At 71.3% G+C, this 20,363-nt stretch carries 27 protein-coding genes; 16 read left to right on the top strand and 11 right to left on the bottom strand.

Translation table 11 applies throughout. From position 1 onward, the window contains the following. The first annotated feature begins 65 nt into the window (after window positions 1-65). The 6 genes from VLF38_RS15155 to VLF38_RS15130 are packed head-to-tail and all read left to right on the top strand — an operon-like array spanning window position 66 to window position 3,557. Window positions 66-377: a hypothetical protein gene (locus VLF38_RS15155; protein ID WP_325272073.1), complete on the top strand. Its 312-nt coding sequence runs from the start codon at window positions 66-68 to the stop codon at window positions 375-377. Next, complete coding sequence (locus VLF38_RS15150) at window positions 374-991, top strand: stage II sporulation protein M (RefSeq protein WP_325272072.1); 618 nt, start codon at window positions 374-376, stop codon at window positions 989-991. The genes VLF38_RS15155 and VLF38_RS15150 overlap by 4 nt, the downstream gene beginning before the upstream one ends. 7 nt (window positions 992-998) lie before the next feature. After that, window positions 999-1,274 carry a hypothetical protein gene (locus VLF38_RS15145; protein WP_325272071.1) on the top strand — a complete coding sequence of 92 codons (276 nt, stop codon included), beginning with the start codon at window positions 999-1,001 and terminating at the stop codon, window positions 1,272-1,274. 50 nt (window positions 1,275-1,324) lie between these two features. Then, on the top strand, window positions 1,325-1,885 hold the full coding sequence (locus tag VLF38_RS15140) for a YIP1 family protein (RefSeq protein ID WP_325272070.1): 561 nt from the start codon (window positions 1,325-1,327) through the stop codon (window positions 1,883-1,885). Then, a complete protein-coding gene (locus VLF38_RS15135) occupies window positions 1,876-2,751 on the top strand; it encodes an ABC transporter ATP-binding protein (RefSeq protein WP_325272069.1) in 876 nt (291 codons plus the stop codon). The genes VLF38_RS15140 and VLF38_RS15135 overlap by 10 nt, the downstream gene beginning before the upstream one ends. A 47-nt stretch (window positions 2,752-2,798) precedes the next feature. Then, window positions 2,799-3,557, top strand: a complete 759-nt coding sequence (locus tag VLF38_RS15130) for an ABC transporter permease (RefSeq protein WP_325272068.1) — start codon at window positions 2,799-2,801, stop codon at window positions 3,555-3,557. 29 nt (window positions 3,558-3,586) lie between these two features. Here VLF38_RS15130 and VLF38_RS15125 read toward each other — a convergent pair whose 3' ends face one another. Continuing rightward, window positions 3,587-4,426: a metal-dependent hydrolase gene (locus VLF38_RS15125; protein ID WP_325272067.1), complete on the bottom strand. Its 840-nt coding sequence runs from the start codon at window positions 4,424-4,426 to the stop codon at window positions 3,587-3,589. Between the two features lie 55 nt (window positions 4,427-4,481). Between VLF38_RS15125 and leuE the strand changes: the two genes are divergently transcribed. Beyond that, a complete protein-coding gene (gene leuE / locus VLF38_RS15120; RefSeq protein WP_325272066.1) occupies window positions 4,482-5,135 on the top strand; it encodes a leucine efflux protein LeuE in 654 nt (217 codons plus the stop codon). A gap of 62 nt (window positions 5,136-5,197) precedes the next feature. Here the strand turns inward: leuE and VLF38_RS15115 are convergent, their stop codons facing one another. Next, window positions 5,198-5,611 (bottom strand): DUF4870 domain-containing protein, encoded by a 414-nt coding sequence (locus VLF38_RS15115; protein ID WP_325272065.1) that lies wholly within the window; start codon window positions 5,609-5,611, stop codon window positions 5,198-5,200. 139 nt (window positions 5,612-5,750) lie between these two features. On the opposite strand from VLF38_RS15115, the gene VLF38_RS15110 reads away from it, so the two are divergent. The 3 genes from VLF38_RS15110 to VLF38_RS15100 all read left to right on the top strand — a co-directional run bounded on the left by VLF38_RS15110 (window position 5,751) and on the right by VLF38_RS15100 (window position 7,027). Then, window positions 5,751-6,137, top strand: a complete 387-nt coding sequence (locus tag VLF38_RS15110; RefSeq protein WP_325272064.1) for a hotdog fold thioesterase — start codon at window positions 5,751-5,753, stop codon at window positions 6,135-6,137. Next, window positions 6,134-6,505 (top strand): hypothetical protein, encoded by a 372-nt coding sequence (locus VLF38_RS15105; protein ID WP_325272063.1) that lies wholly within the window; start codon window positions 6,134-6,136, stop codon window positions 6,503-6,505. Before VLF38_RS15110 ends, VLF38_RS15105 begins: the two co-directional genes overlap by 4 nt. 159 nt (window positions 6,506-6,664) lie before the next feature. Beyond that, window positions 6,665-7,027, top strand: a complete 363-nt coding sequence (locus tag VLF38_RS15100) for a hypothetical protein (protein WP_325272062.1) — start codon at window positions 6,665-6,667, stop codon at window positions 7,025-7,027. A gap of 74 nt (window positions 7,028-7,101) precedes the next feature. Here the strand turns inward: VLF38_RS15100 and VLF38_RS15095 are convergent, their stop codons facing one another. Continuing rightward, window positions 7,102-7,545, bottom strand: a complete 444-nt coding sequence (locus tag VLF38_RS15095; protein ID WP_325272061.1) for a MarR family transcriptional regulator — start codon at window positions 7,543-7,545, stop codon at window positions 7,102-7,104. Between the two features lie 52 nt (window positions 7,546-7,597). Here VLF38_RS15095 and VLF38_RS15090 point away from each other — a divergent pair, with 52 nt between their 5' ends. Next, window positions 7,598-8,014, top strand: coding sequence for an organic hydroperoxide resistance protein (locus tag VLF38_RS15090; RefSeq protein ID WP_325272060.1), 417 nt, complete (start codon window positions 7,598-7,600; stop codon window positions 8,012-8,014). Window positions 8,015-8,128: 114 nt separating this feature from the next. Here VLF38_RS15090 and VLF38_RS15085 read toward each other — a convergent pair whose 3' ends face one another. Then, window positions 8,129-8,908, bottom strand: coding sequence for an SDR family oxidoreductase (locus VLF38_RS15085; protein WP_325272059.1), 780 nt, complete (start codon window positions 8,906-8,908; stop codon window positions 8,129-8,131). Window positions 8,909-8,995: 87 nt separating this feature from the next. Here VLF38_RS15085 and VLF38_RS15080 point away from each other — a divergent pair, with 87 nt between their 5' ends. After that, on the top strand, window positions 8,996-9,841 hold the full coding sequence (locus tag VLF38_RS15080) for an aldo/keto reductase (protein WP_325272058.1): 846 nt from the start codon (window positions 8,996-8,998) through the stop codon (window positions 9,839-9,841). 222 nt (window positions 9,842-10,063) lie between these two features. Next, window positions 10,064-11,659, top strand: a complete 1,596-nt coding sequence (locus tag VLF38_RS15075) for an ABC-F family ATP-binding cassette domain-containing protein (protein WP_325272057.1) — start codon at window positions 10,064-10,066, stop codon at window positions 11,657-11,659. 3 nt (window positions 11,660-11,662) lie between these two features. On the opposite strand, the gene VLF38_RS15070 is transcribed toward VLF38_RS15075, so the two are convergent. Beyond that, on the bottom strand, window positions 11,663-12,901 hold the full coding sequence (locus VLF38_RS15070; protein WP_325272056.1) for an MFS transporter: 1,239 nt from the start codon (window positions 12,899-12,901) through the stop codon (window positions 11,663-11,665). Window positions 12,902-12,961: 60 nt separating this feature from the next. Beyond that, a complete protein-coding gene (locus VLF38_RS15065; protein ID WP_325272055.1) occupies window positions 12,962-13,849 on the bottom strand; it encodes an HpcH/HpaI aldolase/citrate lyase family protein in 888 nt (295 codons plus the stop codon). Between the two features lie 153 nt (window positions 13,850-14,002). Between VLF38_RS15065 and VLF38_RS15060 the strand changes: the two genes are divergently transcribed. Further along, window positions 14,003-14,251, top strand: coding sequence for a hypothetical protein (locus VLF38_RS15060; protein WP_325272054.1), 249 nt, complete (start codon window positions 14,003-14,005; stop codon window positions 14,249-14,251). Between the two features lie 8 nt (window positions 14,252-14,259). On the opposite strand, the gene VLF38_RS15055 is transcribed toward VLF38_RS15060, so the two are convergent. From VLF38_RS15055 to VLF38_RS15045, 3 genes are read right to left on the bottom strand one after another with little or no spacing between them, the layout of a single operon-like run. After that, the gene (locus VLF38_RS15055; protein ID WP_325272053.1) at window positions 14,260-15,012 is read right to left on the bottom strand and encodes an NUDIX hydrolase; all 753 of its coding nucleotides are present in this window, start codon (window positions 15,010-15,012) and stop codon (window positions 14,260-14,262) included. Beyond that, entirely contained in the window at window positions 15,009-15,623 is a 615-nt protein-coding gene (locus VLF38_RS15050; protein ID WP_325272052.1) for an isochorismatase family protein, read from the bottom strand. The genes VLF38_RS15055 and VLF38_RS15050 overlap by 4 nt, the downstream gene beginning before the upstream one ends. A 1-nt stretch (window position 15,624) precedes the next feature. After that, window positions 15,625-16,977 (bottom strand): nicotinate phosphoribosyltransferase, encoded by a 1,353-nt coding sequence (locus VLF38_RS15045; protein ID WP_325272051.1) that lies wholly within the window; start codon window positions 16,975-16,977, stop codon window positions 15,625-15,627. Between the two features lie 156 nt (window positions 16,978-17,133). Between VLF38_RS15045 and VLF38_RS15040 the strand changes: the two genes are divergently transcribed. After that, the gene (locus tag VLF38_RS15040) at window positions 17,134-17,820 is read left to right on the top strand and encodes a type 1 glutamine amidotransferase domain-containing protein (protein ID WP_325272050.1); all 687 of its coding nucleotides are present in this window, start codon (window positions 17,134-17,136) and stop codon (window positions 17,818-17,820) included. A gap of 4 nt (window positions 17,821-17,824) precedes the next feature. Here VLF38_RS15040 and VLF38_RS15035 read toward each other — a convergent pair whose 3' ends face one another. Beyond that, window positions 17,825-18,295, bottom strand: coding sequence for a GNAT family N-acetyltransferase (locus VLF38_RS15035; protein ID WP_325272049.1), 471 nt, complete (start codon window positions 18,293-18,295; stop codon window positions 17,825-17,827). 228 nt (window positions 18,296-18,523) lie between these two features. Beyond that, a complete protein-coding gene (locus VLF38_RS15030) occupies window positions 18,524-19,726 on the bottom strand; it encodes a serine hydrolase domain-containing protein (protein WP_325272048.1) in 1,203 nt (400 codons plus the stop codon). Window positions 19,727-19,897: 171 nt separating this feature from the next. Here VLF38_RS15030 and VLF38_RS15025 point away from each other — a divergent pair. After that, the coding region (locus VLF38_RS15025) for an alpha/beta hydrolase (protein ID WP_325272047.1) at window positions 19,898-20,363 on the top strand (466 nt) is incomplete at its 3' end.

Here is a 20,363-nt window from a genome sequence, read left to right as displayed (position 1 = left end):
AATGTGGTCGCGATCTCGCCGACTCGGCGGGCTCTCGGCACACCGTCATCGAAGGGACCATCCCCATGGAGAACAGCTTCATCTCACGACGCCTCGGCGTGACCCTCGCAGTCGCACTTGGCCTTGCAGGTGCCCTCGCCCTGCAGGTCATGCTCATGGGCCAGGGAGGTGGCGCCGCGATCAGCATTCCGGTCGCCGACCTCGCCACCCAGCTCGGCATCAGCGCCGCCGCGGCCACCAAGCTCATGGACTACTTCGGGTCGTGGTACTTCACGATCCTCCTCGCCGCTGCCACGGGCGGCTGGGGTGCGGGGCTCGTGGCAATCGCCAAGAGCATGGCCGTGAAGTACGGCAAGAAGGCCGCAGCGGCCTGGTGACTCACCACCTCAGCGACACGTTCGGGGGTGGGGGGACTTCCCTCACCCCCGAGCAGCAACCCCGGACGACGTACTACCTGATCCTCCCCGAGGCAGCCGTCGGTCTGGCGCTGGTCCTGGTGCCGCTGGCGCTCGGTACAGCCGTGGGCGCGTCAGGCATCGACGCCTCCCGTGCACCCGTCTCGGCCGCGACCAACCCGGTCGAGCTGGCAGCGCACAACCTCGGCATCGGCGGGGTCGCGCTCAGCGGAGCCCTCACGATGGGGCTGACCATCCTGTTGTTCAGCGTCCCCGGCTGGTTCATCGTCGGCATCGACGTGGGCTCGGCCGCCCGGGAGTACGGCACCGCGCAGACCGCCGCAGGCCTCGCGCTCCACGCGCCGTTCGAGATCGCCGGATTCGCACTGCTGACGGCGGCTGGGATCGCTCCCCTCGGCCATCTGGTCCGGGTGCTCAGCACCCGCGCACCCCGCTGGCGCGACACAGCGCGAGCCGCGCTCGCGGCAACCGCGGCCGGCACAACCCTGGTCTGCCTGGCCGCCCTCATCGAAACCGAGCTCACACCCCGGATGCAGACACACGTCAGCGCGCCCGCGCACCGCCCTGAAAGGTGATCCACCCATGCACGTCGACTCCCGAACCGTGGCACCGTCCTCACCGCTTCCGATCGTCCTCGCGACGGTCTACGGCGCGGTGGCCGCCCTGCAACTGTGGCTGGGGCCCCACTCCCTGACGCTGACGGCGGCAGCGGTGGTCGCGGCGGTGTCCGCGGCTGCGATCGGCTCGCTCAGTGTCGCCTCCGCAACCACCCGGACCACGGTCCTCGTCCGACTCGCGCTCCTGCTCGGCGCGCTCGCCACCCTCGTGATCGGAATCGGGTCGGCATGGCTGCAGTGACGTCAGCGGGGGTGTCCGGCACCGCACCAACTCCACAGTGGCGCGTCCTCGTGGCACCGACGCGGGCATTCACCGAGCTGTCATGGCGTGCTGCCCCCGGGCTGCGTGCGTTGGCCGCGCCCCATGTCATCGCAGCCGCGGCTGTCGCCATCGCTGTGGCGTCGGCGTCGCGCACGGACACCCAAGACCTGCTGGACAGCCTCGGCGCGGGCGGGAGCGCCGTCGGCACCGCCGCTGTCAGCGCGACCCTCGCGCTGGTGACCGGCGCAGGCATCCTGCTCACCCTGGTCTTCGGTGGCGCCATCTGCCACTTCATCGCACGGTCCGCCGGTGGCCGCGCGTCGCTCCGCGAGGGCATGGGGATGTACGTCGTCGCGCTGGCGCCGATCTGGGTGCGCAACCTGGTGATCGCCGTACTCCTCCTCGGCCCTCTCGACTCGCCCGAGCGTCTCCAGGCGCTGCGCTACGGAGATCCGTTCCTCCTGGCCAGTGGCGTCCTCCTGTGCGTGGGCCTTCGGGTGACGTACGGCCTGAGCCTTCGTGCCGCCGCGGTCTGCGCGTTGATCAACACGGTTGGTGGCATCATCATCGGCGCGGTCACGTGGACCTGACCGCGCCGGCACTCGCGGTGCGCTCGCTGGTCGTACGCCGCGCCGGACGAACGATCCTGTCGGACGTCAGCCTCGCCGTTCCGCGGGGACAGATCATGGGCCTGGCTGGACGCAACGGGGCAGGCAAGACCACCTTCCTTCGCGCCGTCCTCGGTCTCATCCGCCACGAGGGATCCGTCCTGTTCGGCGTCCCCCGCGACCGTGTGAGCGTCGCCTTCGATAGCTGGCCGGTCATGGATGGCCTCGACGCGCGTGAACACCTCACGCTGACCGGCGCCTATCTCGGTGCGACCGTCCGGATCGACGAGATGCTGGATCGAGTCGGCGTTCCTCGCTCCGACCGGACAACTCCGGCCCGTCGCCTTTCCCACGGCACGCGACGGAAGCTCTCCCTGGCGTGCGCGCTGGTCGGGGAACCTCAGCTCCTCCTCCTCGACGAACCCCACAATGCCCTGGACCCGATCGCGATCCGGGAGCTCAACAACACGCTGGCCTCCCTCGCAGAGGACGGCGTAGCGATCCTGCTCTCCAGCCATCTCCTCGACGAGCTGGAGCGGGTGTGCGAGGCCGTCACCGTGATCGACGGTGGCCGCGTCGTACTGGAAGGTCCGACCTCGGGCCTCCTCGCCTCTCGGCACGTCGTCCTCCGCGTTGACGACGCACGTGCCGCCGCGGCTGCACTCCCTGCCCACCTGGGCGCAGTCACCACCGACCCGCGAACGGTCCTCATCGACGCGCACTCCGACCCCGAGATCGCCGATGCGGTCCGCTCGCTCGTCCGAGCCGACGTCGCCGTCCACGCGGTCCAGGCCCGCTCCGGTGCGCTGGCCGACGCGATCATCGACGCGATGGGAGTGACGGGATGAGAGCCCGCGCACTCGTCCCCGTCGAATCACGTCGTATTGCGAGCTCGGTGCGAGTCCGGATCACGCTGCTCGGCTATGCCGGGATCGTCGTACTCCTCGGATACGCGATCGTGTGGCTGGCTCTCACCGTGATGGCGCGCGAGGCATCGACCGACACGGCTCTGGCCGCTGAACTGGCGGAGCGCCGGGCGTTGCTCACGACCGGCCACGTCCTGGACAACCTGCCAGCGCCTCTCGCAACGTTCCTCCCCGTGGCCGCGCTCATCGTCGGTGGGCAGTTCCTGCGCACCGAGTTCCGCTCCGGGCTGCTCGCCTTCCTCGCGGCGCGCGGGGTCGCCAGGAGCTCCCTGGCCCTCGCGAAGGCGATCGCCCTCTTCCTAGTGGGGCTGACGACCGCGGCCGGCACGATCGCGGTGGGGCTGGCGAGCTCGTGGGTGGTGACGGGTCACGTCGACGGCTTCCCACCGGTGGGTCCCCTGGCCGCCTTCGTCCTCATCTTTGCGCTCACGTGGACCTGGTGGGGAGCGGTGGGCATGATCGTGACCACCGTGACCCGGTCGAGCCATGCCGCCACCGCTCTTGCGGTGATCTGGCTCGTGGCGGGATCGGTCGTCGCCCAGCTGTCGACGGGCAACCACGTGGCCGCCCGGCTGCTGCACTGGACTCCGCCCGAGCTCAGCGCTCGGGCTTGGCAGGCCACCGACGGCGCCGCGTCGGGGCTGCCTGCACTTCTCGTCCTCGCGGGACACGTCGCGGTTGCCGTATGGGCCGCCCAGCGACTCCTTCGGCACATCGAGCTCGACTGATTCCGTTCGCGCGCTCCAGTCACGTGGCGTCAGTGCAGGTGGTCGGCGAGTGACCCCTCGGGTCCGAAGAGCTCGGTCCGCCATCGCTCGACGAGCTCGTCGTTGGGGTGGTCATCGGGGTGGAAGCCCTCGCGCCGGTAGTCGCTCAGCCGGGTGACGACGTCGCGCTGCAGGAAGGGGTTGTGGCGCAGGCGGAGCAGCGAGCGGACCAGCCGGACCGGGTTCCACGCCGAGCGGTCGGTGAGGAACATCGAGACGACCGTGCCGCCGACCGTCACCATCAGCAACCCGAAAGTCGCCATCCGGAAGCCCTGGCGCCGCCGGCGTTCGGTGCCGCCGACGGTGCGGAAGACGTCGAAGGCCACGGCCCGGTGCTCGGACTCCTCGAGCGCGTGCCAGAGCAGGATGTTGCGGACCTCGTTGTCGCCGAGCAGCGCCTGCGCCTCGGGCTTGGTCAGCAGCGTCTCCGCGATGACCGCCGTGTAGTGCTCGAGGGCCGCGGTGTGGGCGAGCCGGACGATCGGCGGGAGCCAGCGCTCGTAGCGCAGCAGCCAGCCCTTGCTGTTGCGCGCGATGCGGTGGGCCGGGAAGCCCATCTCGTCGAGCCGACGGTTGAGCTCGCGGTGCTCGCGGCCGTGGGTCATCTCCTGACCGATGAAGCCCTTCACCTGCTGGCGGAGCACCGGGTCGGTGACCTCATCGGCGAAGGTGCGCACCGACCGGATGAAGTAGTCCTCACCCGACGGGAAGATCGCCGACAGCACGCTGACCGCGTGGCTCATCACCAGGTCGCCCTGCACGTAGTGCCGGTCGAGTGACCCCTGGGGATAGGAGAAGCGGATCCGTCGCGCGTGCACCTCGCCCGTCATGCACCGAACGTACGTCGCGTCGCGCCGCCACGTCGAGGAGTGGGACCATCGACGCATGCTGGGCATCACGGACCTGACCACCTACCTGATCGGCCTGGTCCTGATCATCCTGCTGCCCGGCCCGAACTCGATGTACGTCGTCTCCGTCGCCGCCCGGCGCGGCACGCGCCCCGGCTACACGGCCGCAGCCGGCGTCTGGGTCGGCGACACGGTCCTGATGGTGCTGACGGCGGCGGGCGTCGCCTCGGTGCTGCGGACCAACGACGTGCTCTTCGCGGTCGTGAAGTACGTCGGCGCTGGCTACCTGGCCTGGCTCGCCATCGGCATGCTCCGCGGTGCCTGGGCGACCTGGCGCACGCGCCGGCGTACGACGGACCCGCTGGCCGACGTCCCGATCGAGGCGCCGGGCGAGCGGCCGTTCCACCGCGCGCTCGTGATCAGCCTCTTCAACCCGAAGGCGATCCTCTTCTTCGTCGCCTTCTTCGTGCAGTTCGTCGACCCCGACTACGCCTGGCCGGCGCTGAGCTTCCTGGTCCTGGGCGTTCTCTGCCAGATCACGTCGGTCCTCTACCTGAGCGCGTTGATCTTCTTCGGCACCCGGCTCGCCGAGGTCTTCCGGCGACGTCGGACACTCTCCGCGGCCGGGACGTCAGCCGTGGGTGCGGTCTTCCTCGGCTTCGCCGCGAAGCTCGCGCTCAGCCACGCCTGACCTGCCGGGCTTGAGTGCGCAGGTGGCTGTTGTCGCCACATGCCTGCGCACTCGAGCCGAGGTCAGCGGATGAAGCGGATCGTCAGCGGCGGGTTGGTCCACTCGCCGCGGAAGGCGGCCATGGCGCCGAGCAGGTGGAGGGCGCCGGCGACGAACGGGATGACGAGGAAGAGGGCCCAGCCGACGCCGATCGTGACGATGCCGAAGACGAACACGGCGACGCCCCACACGAGCGACGTGAGCTGGATGTTGAGCGCGTTTGCCGAGTGGTGGCGCACGAACGGACCGCGGTCCTTGTACATCAGGTAGACCACGAGCGCCGCGACGAAGCCGAGCGTTCCGGCGCTCAGCACCATGGCAGCGCCGGTGACCACGTGGACGCCGATGGACCAGCTCCGCTCCTCCTGCGGGGTGAGCTGGATGGCCGAGGCCGGCGGTGGTGCGTACGGGTTCGGGCCGGACGGGTTCTGCGTCATGGGGTGCTCCTTCGTGGGTGACATCCATTCAAACGGACGGGTGCACCCTCCGTGTTCCGGGAGAGCCCCTGAGATCGACCCTGATTTCGACCCCGAGACGCGGGCCGGGCGGCGTACGGGCATCGGCCAGACTGGACCCATGACGTCCCAGAACAACGCTCCGGTCGACAACTACGCGAAGCACCTCGGCGTGGAGATCGTGCAGCACGGCGGCGGTCACGCGGAGTCCTTCGTGACGGTGACCTCCGACCACCTCAACCCCCACGGCACCACGCACGGAGCCTTCCTCTTCTCCGTCTCCGGCATCGCACTCGCCGCGGCCGCCAACAACGACACCCACTCGGGCGTCATCAGCCACGTCGCGATCGACTACCTGCGCCCGGTGCGTGAGGGCGACCAGCTCCGCGCCGAGGCGAAGGTCGACGTCCGCCTGCCCAAGGAGGACATCTACGTCGTCAAGGTCTACCGCGGCGACGAGGTCGTCGCCCGGGCCACCGGCCGCGGCAACCGCCGGGAGCGCGCATGAAGTTCACCGAGCGGGAGATGACGGTCGGCATCGATAAGGTCGCCCAACAGCTCTTCGCCGCCACGCTCCCCCCGTGGCGCAAGGCGAAGGAGACCGCCTGGGAGCTCCTGCCGAAGTTCGAGAAGTACCAGCGCAAGGCGGCGGTCGGCGAGGCGGTGCTCCCCGCCCTCATCGCCCTCCCGGAGCGGCCCACCGTCGGCGCGACCCCGGAGTTCACCAAGGACGAGTACGCCGCCGCCGCGGGCAGCAAGGCGGCCGCCAAGCTGACGAAGCTCGTCGTCGAGGCGATGCCGATCCGCAAGGACGCCGACGCGCTGCTCGGCACCGACGACTTCGTCGTACCGGACTCGCTCGAGGGCCTCGACTGACGCCCACCCCGCCGACGCGGCGCCAACCTGCACGTCGACTCCGCCGAAGCGGCGCGAACCTGCACGCCCACCCCGCCGAAGCGGCGCGAACCTGCACGTCGAGTGCGTGCGTCGGACCCCGGCGGGGTACCTGACCGGTGACCCGTGGAGGTGGTGACGATGGTCTGGGCCTCAATCGCCCTGGTGCTGATCGGCGCGGCCGTGCTCGTGATGATCGGTCTCTCGATCGCCGGCATGCTGCGCAAGGAGGAGGCGCGCGACGAGCGACTCCATGACCCACTGACGCCGACCGTGACGTGGGAGGTGCCGCCGGGCGTCGACCCCGTGATCGTCGGGGGCGAGCTCACCGCGGCCGGCTACCCGAACTCGCTGGAGGACCATGCTGGCGCGCCGTCGCTGTGCATCTCGTGCCCGCCGGGCGAGCGCTCGCAGGTGCGCTCACTGATCGAGGCCGTCGAGGCCGAGCAGTATGCCCCCGCTCTGCAGCTCCCGCCCGTGGTCTTCCTGGAGGACGCGGCCTGACCTTCGCTGACCACAAGCCCCACCTCGCGTGACCACAAGCCCCACCTCGCGTGACCACAAGCCCCACCTCGGCGTCAGGGGCGGTCGTCGAGGCCTTCGAGCAGCGCGCCGAGGAGTCGGCGGAGCTCGCCCACGTCCGTGCGTCCGAGCCCCATCCGCTCTGCCATCCGTAGCGGCACGTCTGCGAGCGAGTCACGCAGCTCCCGTCCCTGCTCGGTGAGGGCGACGAGCACGCGGCGCTCGTCGACGGGGTCGCGCTGGCGCTCGACGTGACCGGCGGCCTCCAGGCGCTTCAGCAGCGGCGTGAGCGTGCCCGAGTCGAGGCGCAGCGAGCGGCCCAGGTCGCCGACCGTGAGCGCTGCGTCAGCGCCTCCGAGCGCCAGAACGGTGAGGTACTGCGGGTAGGTCAGGCCCACCGGCCCCAGCAGGTCGGCGTACGCACCGGTGACGGCGCGGGTCGCGGCGTAGAGGGGGAAGCAGAGCTGGGCGTCGAGCTGGAGCTGGGGGTGGTCGGTCACATCCAGAGCATACCTCTTGCGCTATTCGATTGTGCGCAATACAGTTGTGCACATGAAGACTCTCTACACGACCAGTGCTGCTGCCACGGGCGACGGCCGCAACGGCCACGTCCAGTCCACCGACGGCCTCCTCGACGCCGACGTCCGCATGCCCGTCGAGCTCGGCGGCCCCGGCGGAGCCACCAACCCGGAGCAGCTCTTCGCTGCCGGCTACGCCGCGTGCTTCCACTCCGCGCTGAAGCTCGTCGCGGGCAAGCTCGGTGGCGACGCGACCGACTCCGAGGTCGTCGCTGACGTCAGCCTCACCGCCCTGCCGAGCGGTGGCTTCGGGCTGGCGGTCGCGCTCGAGGTCACCCTCCCGGCGATGGAGCACGAGGCGGCACTGACCCTCGTCAAGGCCGCGCACGAGGTCTGCCCCTACTCCAACGCGATCCGCGGCAACGTCGAGGTCGAGCTGACCGTCGCCTGAGCGGCTCATGCCACATGGCGAACGCCAGGCGCCTGACGTCATGGGAGTTGGTCGCTCTAGCGACCAACTCCTATGACGTTGCGCAGCGGTGTGACGACGCTGGGCTCCCCGCGCTCAGCGGGTGGGGTACTCCCGCGCGAGCCACTCGTCGAACGTGCCGCCGATGATCTTCGTGTCGGCTGACGCCTGGAGTGCACCTGCCCGGACCTTCCTCGCGGTGGCCCCCGGCAGCCAGACCCGCAGCACCCAGAGTCGCCGACCTCGCGCCTCGGCGATCGCGCGGGCGAGGTCGGCCAGCATCCGCTTCTCCGGCCCCGCGACGTCGACCCGCACGCGCTGCTCGGTCGTCTCCTCCACCGCGAGGGCGACCAGCTCGTCCGCCACGGCGTCGACGTCGACGGTCTGCACGGGCTGCTTCGGGCACGCCAACACGGGGCCCTTGGCCATCCAGTCGATGAGCTGCCCCGCGAACCCGTGGAACTGCGTCGCCCGCAGGATCGCGGTCGGCACCTGGCCCGCCTCGGTCGCCTCCTCCTGCGCACGCTTGCCGTCGTAGTGGCCGAAGGGCGCGCCGCCCAGACCGTCGATGCCGACGATCGAGAGCGTGACGATCCGGCGTACGCCGACCGCGGTGCCGGCCTGCTGGAGGTTGGTCGCGACCGCACGGAAGAACGCCGTGGTCTCGGCCGGCTTGGTCGACTCCAGCGACGTGCAGTCGACGACCGCGTCGACGCCGCGGAGCGCTTCCTCCAGCCCGTCGCCAGTGGTCAGGTCGACGCCCGTACGCCGGGTCAGGGCGACCGTGTCGTGACCTGCCGCCTCCAGCCGCGCGACGACCTTCGCCCCGACGAGTCCGGTGCCACCGGCGACTGCGATCCGCTTCCGTGTGCTCATGCGGCGAGCCTAGGGGCAGCCCTGCGTCCGGACCACGGCGCTCCTCGGCTCCCGGAATACGACAGGGGCTGACTCGTTGCAACCACCATGGACATTCCCGCGCTCCAGCTCAACGACCAGACCTCCATCCCCCAGTTCGGCCTCGGCGTGTGGCAGGTGCCCGCCGACGAGACCGAGCGCGTGGTGACCGACGCCCTCGAGCTCGGCTACCGCCACATCGACACCGCCCAGATGTACGGCAACGAGGCCGGCGTCGGCGCCGCCCTCGCCGCGGCCGGCCTCGCGCGTGACGAGGTCTACGTGACCACCAAGCTCAACAACGGCTTCCACGAGGCGGCGCAGGCCAAGGAGTCCCTGGCCCGTTCCCTCGAGCTGCTCGGCCTCGACCAGGTCGACCTCTTCCTCATCCACTGGCCGCTCCCCACGCAGTACGACGGCGACTTCGTCTCCACCTGGGAGGCGCTCGCCGAGCTCCGCGACGCCAGCCTGACCCGCTCGATCGGCGTCTCCAACTTCCAGCCGGAGCACGTCGACCGGATCGTCTCCGAGACCGGCATCGTGCCGGCGGTCAACCAGATCGAGGTGCATCCGTACTTCGCCAACGAGGCAGCCCGCGCGGCGACCCGGCGCCACGGTGCCCTCGTCGAGGCGTGGTCTCCGCTCGGCCAGGGTGGCGGCGAGCTCACCGACGAGGCCGTCGTGCGGATCGCGGCGGAGCACGGCAAGACGCCGGCCCAGGTGCTGCTCCGCTGGCAGATCGACCGGGGCGACATCGTCTTCCCGAAGTCGATGAGTCACGCGCGCCTCGCCGAGAACGCCGCGATCTTCGACTTCGCGCTCAGCGACGCCGAGGTCGCCGAGCTGGCCGGTCTCGACCGGGGCCCGGCCGGACGCCAGGGTCCCGACCCGGACGTCTTCGACTGGATCCCCTGACCCGCGGCGTACGTCGACGGCCCGCCCCGCGCCTGCCGGAAAACCGGTTGGCTGCGCGGCGGGCTGTCGCGCATCATGGTCAGGTCCCATTCCCGGCCACGAGGTGACACGTTGACTGGCAGCACCGGTTCCGCGCCGTTCTCCCTGCGCTGACCCGTCGAGCTGCCTGCTCCGGGTCCGGCGCTCTCCCCGCAGAGCCCTGCCCGAATCCCGGAGTCACCCATGCCAGCACCCCTGTCCTTCACCGACCTCACCCTCGAGTGGCCCGACGGCACGCTCGCGCTCGACCACCTGACCGGCACGTTCACCGAGGGCCGCACCGGCCTCGTCGGCGACAACGGTTCCGGCAAGTCGACGCTCCTGCGCCTGCTCGCCGGTGACCTGTCGCCGACCGGTGGCTCGATCACGCGTGGCGGCGAGGTGGGCTACCTCCCGCAGACCCTCACCCTCGGCAAGGACGCGACCCTCGCCGACCTGCTGGGCATCACGCCCGTGCTCTCCGCGCTCGAGGCGATCGAGGGCGGCGATCCCGACCCGCGCCACTTCGAGACCGTCGGCAACGCCTGGGACATCGCCGCTCGCGCCGCCGCCACGCTCGACGAGATCGGCCTGCCCGGCGCGCGGCTCGACCGCCGCGTCGGCGAGGTCTCCGGCGGCGAGGCGATGCTCGTCGCGACCGCTGGGCTCCGCCTGCGCGGCTTCGCGATCACGCTCCTCGACGAGCCAACCAACAACCTGGACCGCTCGGCCCGGGCCCGCCTGCGCGAGCTGGTCCGCGCCTGGAAGGGCACGCTCGTCGTCGTCAGCCACGACGTCGCCCTCCTCGACGAGCTCGACACCACCGCCGAGCTGCGCGGCGCCACCCTCACGACGTACGGCGGCCCGTACGGCGCGTGGCGCGCCCACGTGGCGGCGCAGCAGGAGGCAGCGACCCAGGCCCTGCGGAACGCCGAGCAGGCGGTGCGCGTCGAGCGCCGCCAGCGCCAGGAGGCCGAGACGAAGCTGGCCCACCGTGCCCGCGACGCGAAGAAGGCCCGCGCCAACAAGGTCGCCGCCAAGATCGTCATGAACGGCCGCGCCTCGTCCGCGGAGAACTCCGCCGCAAAGCTCCGCGCGGGCCACGACGCCCGCCTCGCCGACGCGCGTGCCGGGGCCGCGGCTGCCGCCGAGCGAGTGCGCAGCGACGACCACGTGAGCCTGGTCCTGCCTGACCCGGACGTCCCCAACAGCCGTCGCCTCGCGGTGCTGCGCGGCGGGTCACGCGAGCGCGAGCACGTGGTCCAGGGGCCGGAGCGGGTGGTCCTCACCGGACCCAACGGCGTCGGCAAGTCACGGTTGCTCCACCAGCTGGTGACCGGCACCGCGCCCGTCGACGGGCAGGCGAGCGGAACGCTCGAGACCACGCGCGTCGGCTTCCTGCCCCAGCGCCTCGACGGCCTCGACGACCGGCTCAGCGCGGTCGACAACATCCGGGCGGTGGCACCGACCGCGGACCCCGGCACGATCCGCAACCAGCTCGGCCGGCTGCTGCTCCGCGGCGACAGCGTCTTCCGCCCGGTCCGCACCCTCTCCGGCGGCGAACGGTTCCGGGTCTCCCTGGCCCGGCTGCTCCTCGCCGACCCGCCGCACCAGCTGCTGGTGCTCGACGAGCCCACCAACAACCTCGACGTCACCACCGTCACCCACCTCGTCGAGGCGCTCGCGGCGTACGGCGGAGGGCTGCTGGTGGTGAGTCACGACGACGACTTCGTCAGGCGCCTCGCCCCCACGCGCGTCCTCGAGCTGGACGCCGCCGGTGAGCTGACGGAGGTCCTGTGACGCTCAGGCGCGGGTGAGGCGGTCGGCGCGCAGGAGCGTCCAGCCCACCAGCACCGCGGCCACGACCTGCATCGCCGCGACGACGACCGCCAGCACCGGCAGGTGGCGCTCCACCAGCGCTCCGGCCAGCGCGCCCCCGCCGAGGGCGCCAAGGCCCTGCACCGCCGCGAACACGCCGTACGCCGTGGCGCGGCGTGCACTGGGGACGAGGTCAGCGACGTACGCCTTGACGGTGGAGTCCTGGATCGCGGTGGCGACGGCCCAGACCGCGATGCCGGCGAAGACGACCCAGAGGGTGTCAGCGAAGACGAGCAGCGGCACCACGGCGACGAGGGCGGGCACTGCGAGCAGGACACCCCCGCCCCACCGGTCGAAGAGCTGCCCGGTCACGAGGGCGCCGGCGGCCTCGATCGCCATCGCTGCCGCGTAGACGAGGGGGACGACGGCCACGGCGACGAGGTCGCGGTCGACCAGCCGGAAGGAGATGACGCCAAAGGTCATCAGACCGGCGGTCATGAAGGCGGTCGCCAGGGAGAAGACGTGGAACGCGCCCGGCAGCTCCGTGCCGATCGCGGTGCGCAGCCCGGAGAGGACGCCCTTCGTCGCCGGCGGAGGTCCGTCGTCGTCTCCGGGGAGGCGCGGAGCGCGGCGGCGGACCTGCACGAGCAGCAGCATCGACAGGGCGCCGGGGATCGCCAGGAGCGCGAAGCCCGGCCAGAGGACGCCGGTGAGTGCGGCCATGCCTGCGAGCAGCAACGGCCCGGCGAACGCCCCGACCTGGTCGAGCGCCTTGTGGACGCCGAACCCCTTGCCCCGACCGGTCTGCGTCGCCATGTCGGCGAGGAGCGCGGACTTCGCGGGACTCCGGACCGCCTTGCCGGTCCGCTCCAGCAGGATCAGCACGGTGGCCGTCGCCAGCCCGGCGGCGCCGAGGAACGGCGTGATCGCCAGCAGCGGCACGCACACCGCCGTCATGCCGTAGCCGATGAAGGTGAGGCGCCAGCGGTTCTGGCCCTGGTCGGCCCAGGCACCCGTCAGCAGCCGCAGCATCAGGGCGATGCCCTCGCCGGCGCCGGTCACCAGGCCGACGGTCAGCGCCGAGGCGCCGAGCTCGCCGAGCAGCGGACCGGACATCGCGCGCATGCCCTCGTAGACCATGTCGGCCGCCAGGCTGACGAGCCCGAAGGCGAAGACCGTGCGCCACGGCGTCCAGATCCGGCCCGTGGCGGTGTCGGCAGTCATGGCGCCACCGTAGTCAGCCGTACGCCGGCACGCGCCGGCGTACGCGTCACTTCGCGCTGGTCACTCCGCGCTGGGCGGGGCGATCCGGTAGATCGCGGCGCGCTCCATGATGACGTTGGCCCGCGCGATGCGCGGCTTGTAGGAGCCGTCCTTGATGACGCCGCCCTCGGCCTCGAAGGCGGCCAGGAAGTCGAAGGCCCACGCGACGTCGGCGGCCGAGGGGCTCATCTCCTCGTTGATCAGTGCCGGCTGCTCGCGGTCGAGGCAGAGCTTGCCGGTCATGCCGAGCGAGACCGCGTCGGCGCAGTGCTCGCGTACGGCGGCGTGCTGGGTGGAGACGGTCGGCTGGTCGACCGGACCGGTCAGGCCACCGATGCGCGAGGCGACGACGAGGCGGGACCGCGGGTAGGCCATGGCGAGCGGGGTGTTCTCCGCGCCGGTGTCCTTGCGGTAGTCGCCGCCACCGAATGCCAGACGGAAGGCGCCGCGCGCCTGGGCGACGGCGACCGCGGTCTCGATGCCGACGGCCGACTCCACGAGGGGGACGACGGGAGCCTTGGCGCCGAGCCGGTCGAAGGTGGCGACGACCTGGTCGGGCGCCTCGGCCTTGGCCAGGATGACGCCGAGCAGGCCGGGGTTGCCGGCGAGGGCGGCGACGTCGTCCTCCCAGAACGGCGTCGTCACGTCGTTGATGCGCACCCAGGCGCTGCCGCCGGCGCCGAACCAGTCGAGCACGAGGCCGCGCGCCGCGTCCTTCTGCGAGTCGTCGACGGCGTCCTCGATGTCGAGGATCACGGCGTCGGCGTGGCCCAGCTGCGCCGCGTCGAACCGGTCGGTGTGCAGCGCGTTGACCAGCTGCCAGCTGCGGGCGTGGGCCGGATCCACGCGGTGGCCCTCACGGGTGGAACGACGGCTGGCGAGGTCGGGCGCACCGACGGAAGATGACATGTTCCTCACGTTAAACCCGGGTGGGGGCTACCCGGAAGTTGCGTTCATATCGGTCACGACGACGGCTGTTTCCACCAACGTCGCACGCAGGCGACATGGACGAAACCTGAAAGCGGTTGGCTGGCCTCCACCAGCCAACCGCGGAGGTCCGAGATGACGATCCACCCGATCGACCTGCTCCTGCGGCAGGCCCGCGGTCACCTGGTTGCGGCGCCGCTCCCGGTCGTCGCACCGGAGGGCGTGGCCGACCTGACGGCATACCGGCTCCGCAAGCCGCTGCAGCGTCCCGTCGACGGCGAACGGGCCGCGGTGCTCGACCTCGACGTCCAGCGCGCGCGGCGGTCCGCCGCCCGGGTGGCTGCTGCTCGGCGGGCGCGACACCCCTCGGCGACAGGGCGCTGACCCGTCGCTCAGTCAGCCTCCGGCGGCTCCGTCGCGTGCTGGCGCAGCATCGCCGGCTGGAGGATCGCCGCACCACCACGGCGGTAGAGCGTGGCCGGACGACCGGCCGCCTGGGTCTCACCCTTGGTGCTGGTCGCCTCGACGAAGCCCTTCGTGCTGATCACCTTGCGACGGAAGGCACCGAGCGACGGCGGCCGGCCCCACACCGCGGCGTACACCCGGTGGAGCTCGGCGAGCGTGAAGGGCTCCTCGACGAACTCGGTCGCGAGGGTCGTGTACTCCAGCTTGGAGCGGACCCGCTCGAGCGCGTCCTCGAGGATCTCGGCGTGGTCGAAGGCGAGCGCCGGAGCGTCCTCGCCGCGGAGCACGTCGCCGACTGCCCACCAGCGGGCGCCACTGGCGTCGTCCCCCGCGACCGGCGCCGGGAGGTTGGGCGCGAAGGCCACGTGCGCGACCGAGATGATGCGGTGGCGCGGGTCACGGCCGGGCGCGGAGTAGGTCTTCAGCTGCTCCAGGTGGCCGGCCCACTGCTCGACGCCGGTCTCCTCGGCGAGCTCGCGCCACGCAGCTGCCTCGGCGTCCTCGGCGGGCTCGATGAAGCCGCCCGGCAGGGCCCAGCTGCCCAGGTACGGCTCGTCGCCGCGCTCGATCAACAGCACCGACAGGGCGCCGTTGCGGATCGTGAAGACGGCGAGGTCGACGGTGACGAAGACGGGCGGGTACGCCGAAGCGTCGTACGCCGCGGGGTGCTGGTCGCTCATCGGCTGGTCCCTTCCTGGACGTCGACGCCGCACGCCGCCATCTCCTCGAGTGCGGCAGCGGTGGTCTCCGGGGCGACGCCGGCGTGGAGGCCGGGGAGCAGTCGCACGCCGAAGCCGAGCTCGCGAGCGTCGACCGCGGTGGCGCGGACGCAGTGATCGGTGGCGATCCCGCAGACGTCGAGCTCGGTGACGCCGCGCTCGCGGAGCGTGGCCTCGAGGGTCTCTCCGGCAGCGGTCCGACCCTGGAAGGCAGAGTACGCCGGCTCGCCGCGGCCCTTGCTCACCACCAGGTCGGCGTGCTCGGCGAGTGCCTCGGCGACGGGCGGGGCGAACTCTGCGCCCGCCGTGTCGGCCACGCAGTGCACCGGCCACGTGTCGGCGTAGTCCGGCTGCTCCCCCCGCGCCGGGAAGTGGCCGCCGTTGAGGTTGTCGGGGTCGTGCCAGTCGCGGCTCGCGACGACCAGGTCGTAGCGCCCGGCGCTGTCGGCCAGGTGCTCGGCGATCGCGCCGGCGGCCGCGAGGCCACCGGCGACGGGGAGCGACCCTCCCTCGCAGAAGTCGTTCTGGACGTCGACGACGATCAGCGCGCGCCGTGCGGTCGATGCGGTCATGTCAGGCCTCCTGGGTGGCGGGAGTGAGGACGGTCGGGGTCAGCCACGGATCGCCGTCGGTGACGCTGAGTGCCTCGTCGGGCAGGGCAGCGAGCGCCTCGGCGCAGGTGCGGCGTACGTCGGTCAGGGTTGGCCGGTGGACCACCTCGCCCCGGTCGAAGACCATCACCTGCACCCGTCTGAGGCGGTCGTCGGGCGTGGCAGTCGCACCGACGAGGTGGACCTCCTCGGCCAGCAGGCCGTCGGCGTACGAGCGGAGGACGGTCTTGCGACCGCCGACCGAGGCCTTGTCGCGCGCCTTCTTGGCGACGGGGCGCATCGAGCCGTCCTCCTCCTCGATCGCGACGAGCTTGTAGACCATGCCGGCCGTCGGGTGCCCCGAGCCGGTGGCGACGCGGGTGCCCGCGCCGTAGCCGTCGATCGGGGCGTCCTGCAGCGCGGTCATGACGTACTCGTCGAGGTCGCTCGTCACCGTGATGCGCGTGGTGGTCGCCCCGAGCTCGTCGAGCAGCGCACGCGCCTTCGCCGCCTCCTCGGCGAGGTCGCCGGAGTCGAGGCGGATCGCCCCGGGCCCGGTCGCTCCGCGGTCACGGGCCGCCTGCACCGCGTTGCGGATGCCCGTCGGGATGTCGTAGGTGTCGACGAGGAGCGTCGTGCCCGTGCCGTGTGCCTCGATCTGGCTGGCGAACGCCGCGAGCTCGCTGTCGTGCGCGAGCGTGAAGGCATGGGCGGCGGTGCCCACGGTCGGGACGCCGTAGCGGTAGCCGGCCGCGAGGTTGCTGGTCGAGGCGAAGCCCGCGATGTACGCCGCCCGCGCGGTCGCGACGGCCGCCTCCTCGTGGGTGCGCCGCGAGCCCATCTCGATGACGGCACGGCCGCCGTCCTCAGGCAGCCCGCCGGCGGCGGCGACCATGCGAGTGGCAGCCGAGGCGATCGCGCTGTCGTGGTTGAGCACGCTCAGGACGAGCGTCTCGAGGATGATGCACTCGCCCAACGTGCCGCTCACGGTGAGGACGGGCGTTCCCGGGAAGTAGAGGTCGCCCTCGGCGATCGCCTCGATCGTGCCGCGGAAGCGGAAGTCCGCGAGGTAGCCAGCCGTGGCCTCGTCGATCACGCCCGCGCTGCGGAGCCAGGCGATCTCGTCGGCGTCGAAGCGGAACCCCTCGACCAGCTCGACGAGCCGACCCAGGCCTGCAGTGATGCCGTAGCGCCGACCGCTCGGCAGGCGGCGGGCGAAGGCCTCGAAGACCGCCTTCCGGTCCGCCGACCCGTCCGCGACGAACGAGGCGAGCATCGTGAGCTCGTAGCGGTCCGTGAGCAGGCCGGGGCCACCGGTGCGGGGCTGCTCGGTCATGGCGCCTCCTGAGGATTATGAACACAGTGAGCATAACCCGCGAGCGTCGGAGCACAACCCCTTCGGACGAGGTTTTTTACAGAGTGCGCAGAATTGTGCTCAGGCGGTCGCCGTACCGTCGAGGGAGCACGTCGACACCGAGCGGAAGAGTGAACCATGGCCAAGCGCGTCCTCCTCGTCGTCACCAACGTCGCGCACTACGACGACGTCGACCACCCCACCGGCCTGTGGCTCTCCGAGCTCACCCACGCGTGGCACGTCTTCGAGAAGGCCGGCTACGAGCAGACGCTGGTCAGCCCCGCCGGCGGCAAGGTGCCGCTCGAGCCGCGGGCGCTGAAGTTCCCCAACATCGACAAGACCGCGAAGGCCTGGCTCGACGATCCGGCGAGGATGGCGCTCCTCGAGAACACGGTGAGCCCCGACGCGATCGACTCCGCCGACTACGACGCCATCTACTTCACCGGCGGCCACGCGGTGATGTACGACTTCCCCGACAACGAGGGGCTGCAGCGGATCACCCGCGAGATGTATGAGCGGGGCGCCGTCGTGTCGTCGGTCTGCCACGGCTACTGCGGCCTGCTCAACACGGAGCTCTCCTCCGGCGAGTACCTGATCGCCGGCAGGAAGATGACCGGCTTCGCCTGGCGCGAGGAGGAGCTCGCCAAGGTCGACGAGCTGGTCCCCTACAACGCCGAGAAGCTCGCCAAGGAGCGCGGCGCCCGCTACGAGAAGGCCAAGCTCCCCTTCATCCCATACGCCGTCACCGACGGCAACCTCGTCACCGGCCAGAATCCCGCCTCGGCGAAGAAGACGGCGAAGGCGGTCGTCGAACTGCTCGGCTGACCCCTCAGCCCTCGAGGGCTCGCCACATCTGGACATGGGGACCGATCTGCGGGTCGTCCCACGGCTCGCCGACGGCCGCGAACCCCGCCTTCCGGTAGAGCCCCTCAGCGGACACCCGGGCGTTGCACCAGACGAGCCCGGCACCGCGCAGCCGGAGCTCGTCCAGCACGCGGGCGAGCACCGCCGTCCCGTATCCGTGACCCTGCTGCACCGGGTCGGTCGCCATGCCGCGCAGCCGCCACGCGCTGCCCTCCGGGGCGGCCGACTCCGGCAGGCCAGCACCGGGCGGGAACGGATCCGGATGGGCCACCACGCACGCGACCAGCGCGCGCTCGACGAGCGCCCCGATCGCGAAGAGATCCGGGACGTCGGTCTCGGCGAGCACCTCGTCGTACGTCTGGTGGGGGCGCAGCACGCGCTGCCGCAGCCACACCGTGGCGTAGGGATCGACCTGCTCCACCGACACGCTCGTCACGGGCTCATCGTCGCTCACGACGAGAAGGCCTCTGCTCGCGCGGCGTACGACGTGGTCCCCGCTCGGGCGGTGCGGAGCGACTCAGCAACGATCTCCGCGCGGTCGCGGTTGGCGTCGGCATCATCAAGGTGAGCTCCGCGAGGGCGAGTAGAAACGCGGGCCCCCTCCCTCGCTGATCAGGTCGCCGGCGTCGCGGATCGGACTGTGCGGACGACGCCGTCGCTCGCGTCAGCCGCCGGCAATCCCGGCGTAGGTGGCCGACTCGAACTCGACGAAGCCCGTGAACGACGATGCATCGGCGAACGGCAGGATCTGGGTCGCCCAGTAGCCACCGATGCCGTTCTCGCGGTCGATCCAGTAGAACAGGTTAGCCAGACCGGCCCAGCCGATCGCGCCGGTCGGCCGCCCGGTCGGGAACGGGTCCTCGGTGTACTGGAACGTGTAGGACCAGGTCTTCTTGAGCCCGGGGAAGAACTCGGCATCGTTGGAGAGCCACTCGATGACGCCCGGCAGCATCGTGACCTGCAGGTTGTCGGGGAGCTGGTTCTGGAAGCCGAGGTCGACGGACGCGGGCGAGAGGATCTGCTCGCCCGACGCGCTCCGGCCCTCGTTGAGCCACATCCGGATGAACCTCAGGTAGTCGGGAACCGTGGAGAACAGGCCATGGCCGCCGAAGTCGACGTCAGGGACCGGAGGCGCCTCGAAGTCGCTCGGGGTCAGCGTGCCGTCCTCCTCCCGCTGGTGATGACGGGCCTTGCCGCGGAGCATCTCCGCCGTCGGCGCGAACGCGGAGGTCGTCATGCCCAGCGGTCCGAAGATCCGGTCCTGGCAGACCTCCCCCAGCCGCTTCCCGGCGATGCCCTCGACCACCTGGCCGGCCCAGTCGATGTTGCTGCCGTACTCCCACCGGGTGCCCGGGTCGAACAGCAGTGGCGTCTGCAGGGCGGCGCGAGTGGCGGTCGCCACGCTGGGCTGACCGTGCTCCTCGGCAAGACGGCGGTAGGTCTGGTTGAAGAAGTCGTAGCCGAACCCCGCGGTGTGGGTGAGGAGGTGGTGGGTGGTGATGTCACTGGCGGGTGCACGCAGGATCGGCTGGCCGGCCACGTCGAACCCGTCGATCACCTGCAACTCGGCGATGGCGGGGGCGTACTCCCTGGCCGGAGCGTGCAGATCGAGGTCACCGGACTCGACCAGCTGGAGGCAGGCCGTGCCCGTGATGGCCTTCGTGGTGGACCAGATGTTGAAGACCGTGTCAGTCGTCATGGCCGTGTCCGTCGAAAGATCCCGGACGCCGGAGGAGCCGAGGTAGATCTCACCAGTGCGGTCGGTGAGTCCGGCGACGACACCGGGGACCCGTCCGTGTCCGGAAACCGGTCCTCGGGACGCGCTCTGGACGATGGCGTCGAGGGCGGCGGCCAGCTTGTCACTCATGGGGTTCCTCTCGTTGGGTGCGGCGATGGTGGATGCCGATCACCCTCGCCGCCTTGTGACGGCCGCCACAACCGACGTACCGACGCAGATCCGGCCCAGCGATCCGACAGTTGGCGGGTCCCCGTCGGGCGGAGCCGCCGTACGCTCTCCAGAACAATGAAGGAGATGCTCATGACGACCCTGCATGCAGTGCCGCGGCCCGGGTTCGACGCCGAGCTCAAGGCGGGGCTGGCCGTGGTCGGCGGCATGTTCCCGCCGACGATCACGCCTGACCTGATCGAGTTCATGCGGACGTCGTACGCCGCACCGCCGATGCACGAGGAGTTCGCGGCCCGCCGGATCGAGGTCACCGACGTCTCCTTCCCCGGCCACGAGGGCGACACCGTCACCGCCGCCATCCTGCGGTCGCGCGAGTGCTCCGGGCGTCGTCCGGTTGTCCTCTACGCCCATTCCGGCGGGCTCATGTTCGGCGACAAGTTCAGTGGCCTGGACCTGGTGCTCGACTGGGTCAGCGACCTCGGGGTCGTCCTGGTCACCGTCGACTACCGGCTCGCGCCCGAGTTCCCCGATCCGTTCCCCCGGGAGGACATGTACGCCGCCCTCGAGTGGCTCGCGGCCAACGTCGACGAGCTCGGCG

The organism is Nocardioides sp. (genome assembly GCF_035481145.1).
GTDB lineage: Bacteria > Actinomycetota > Actinomycetes > Propionibacteriales > Nocardioidaceae > Nocardioides.
The sequence above is the reverse complement of the archived record's forward strand: the minus strand, read 5'-3'. Positions and strand labels throughout refer to the sequence as shown.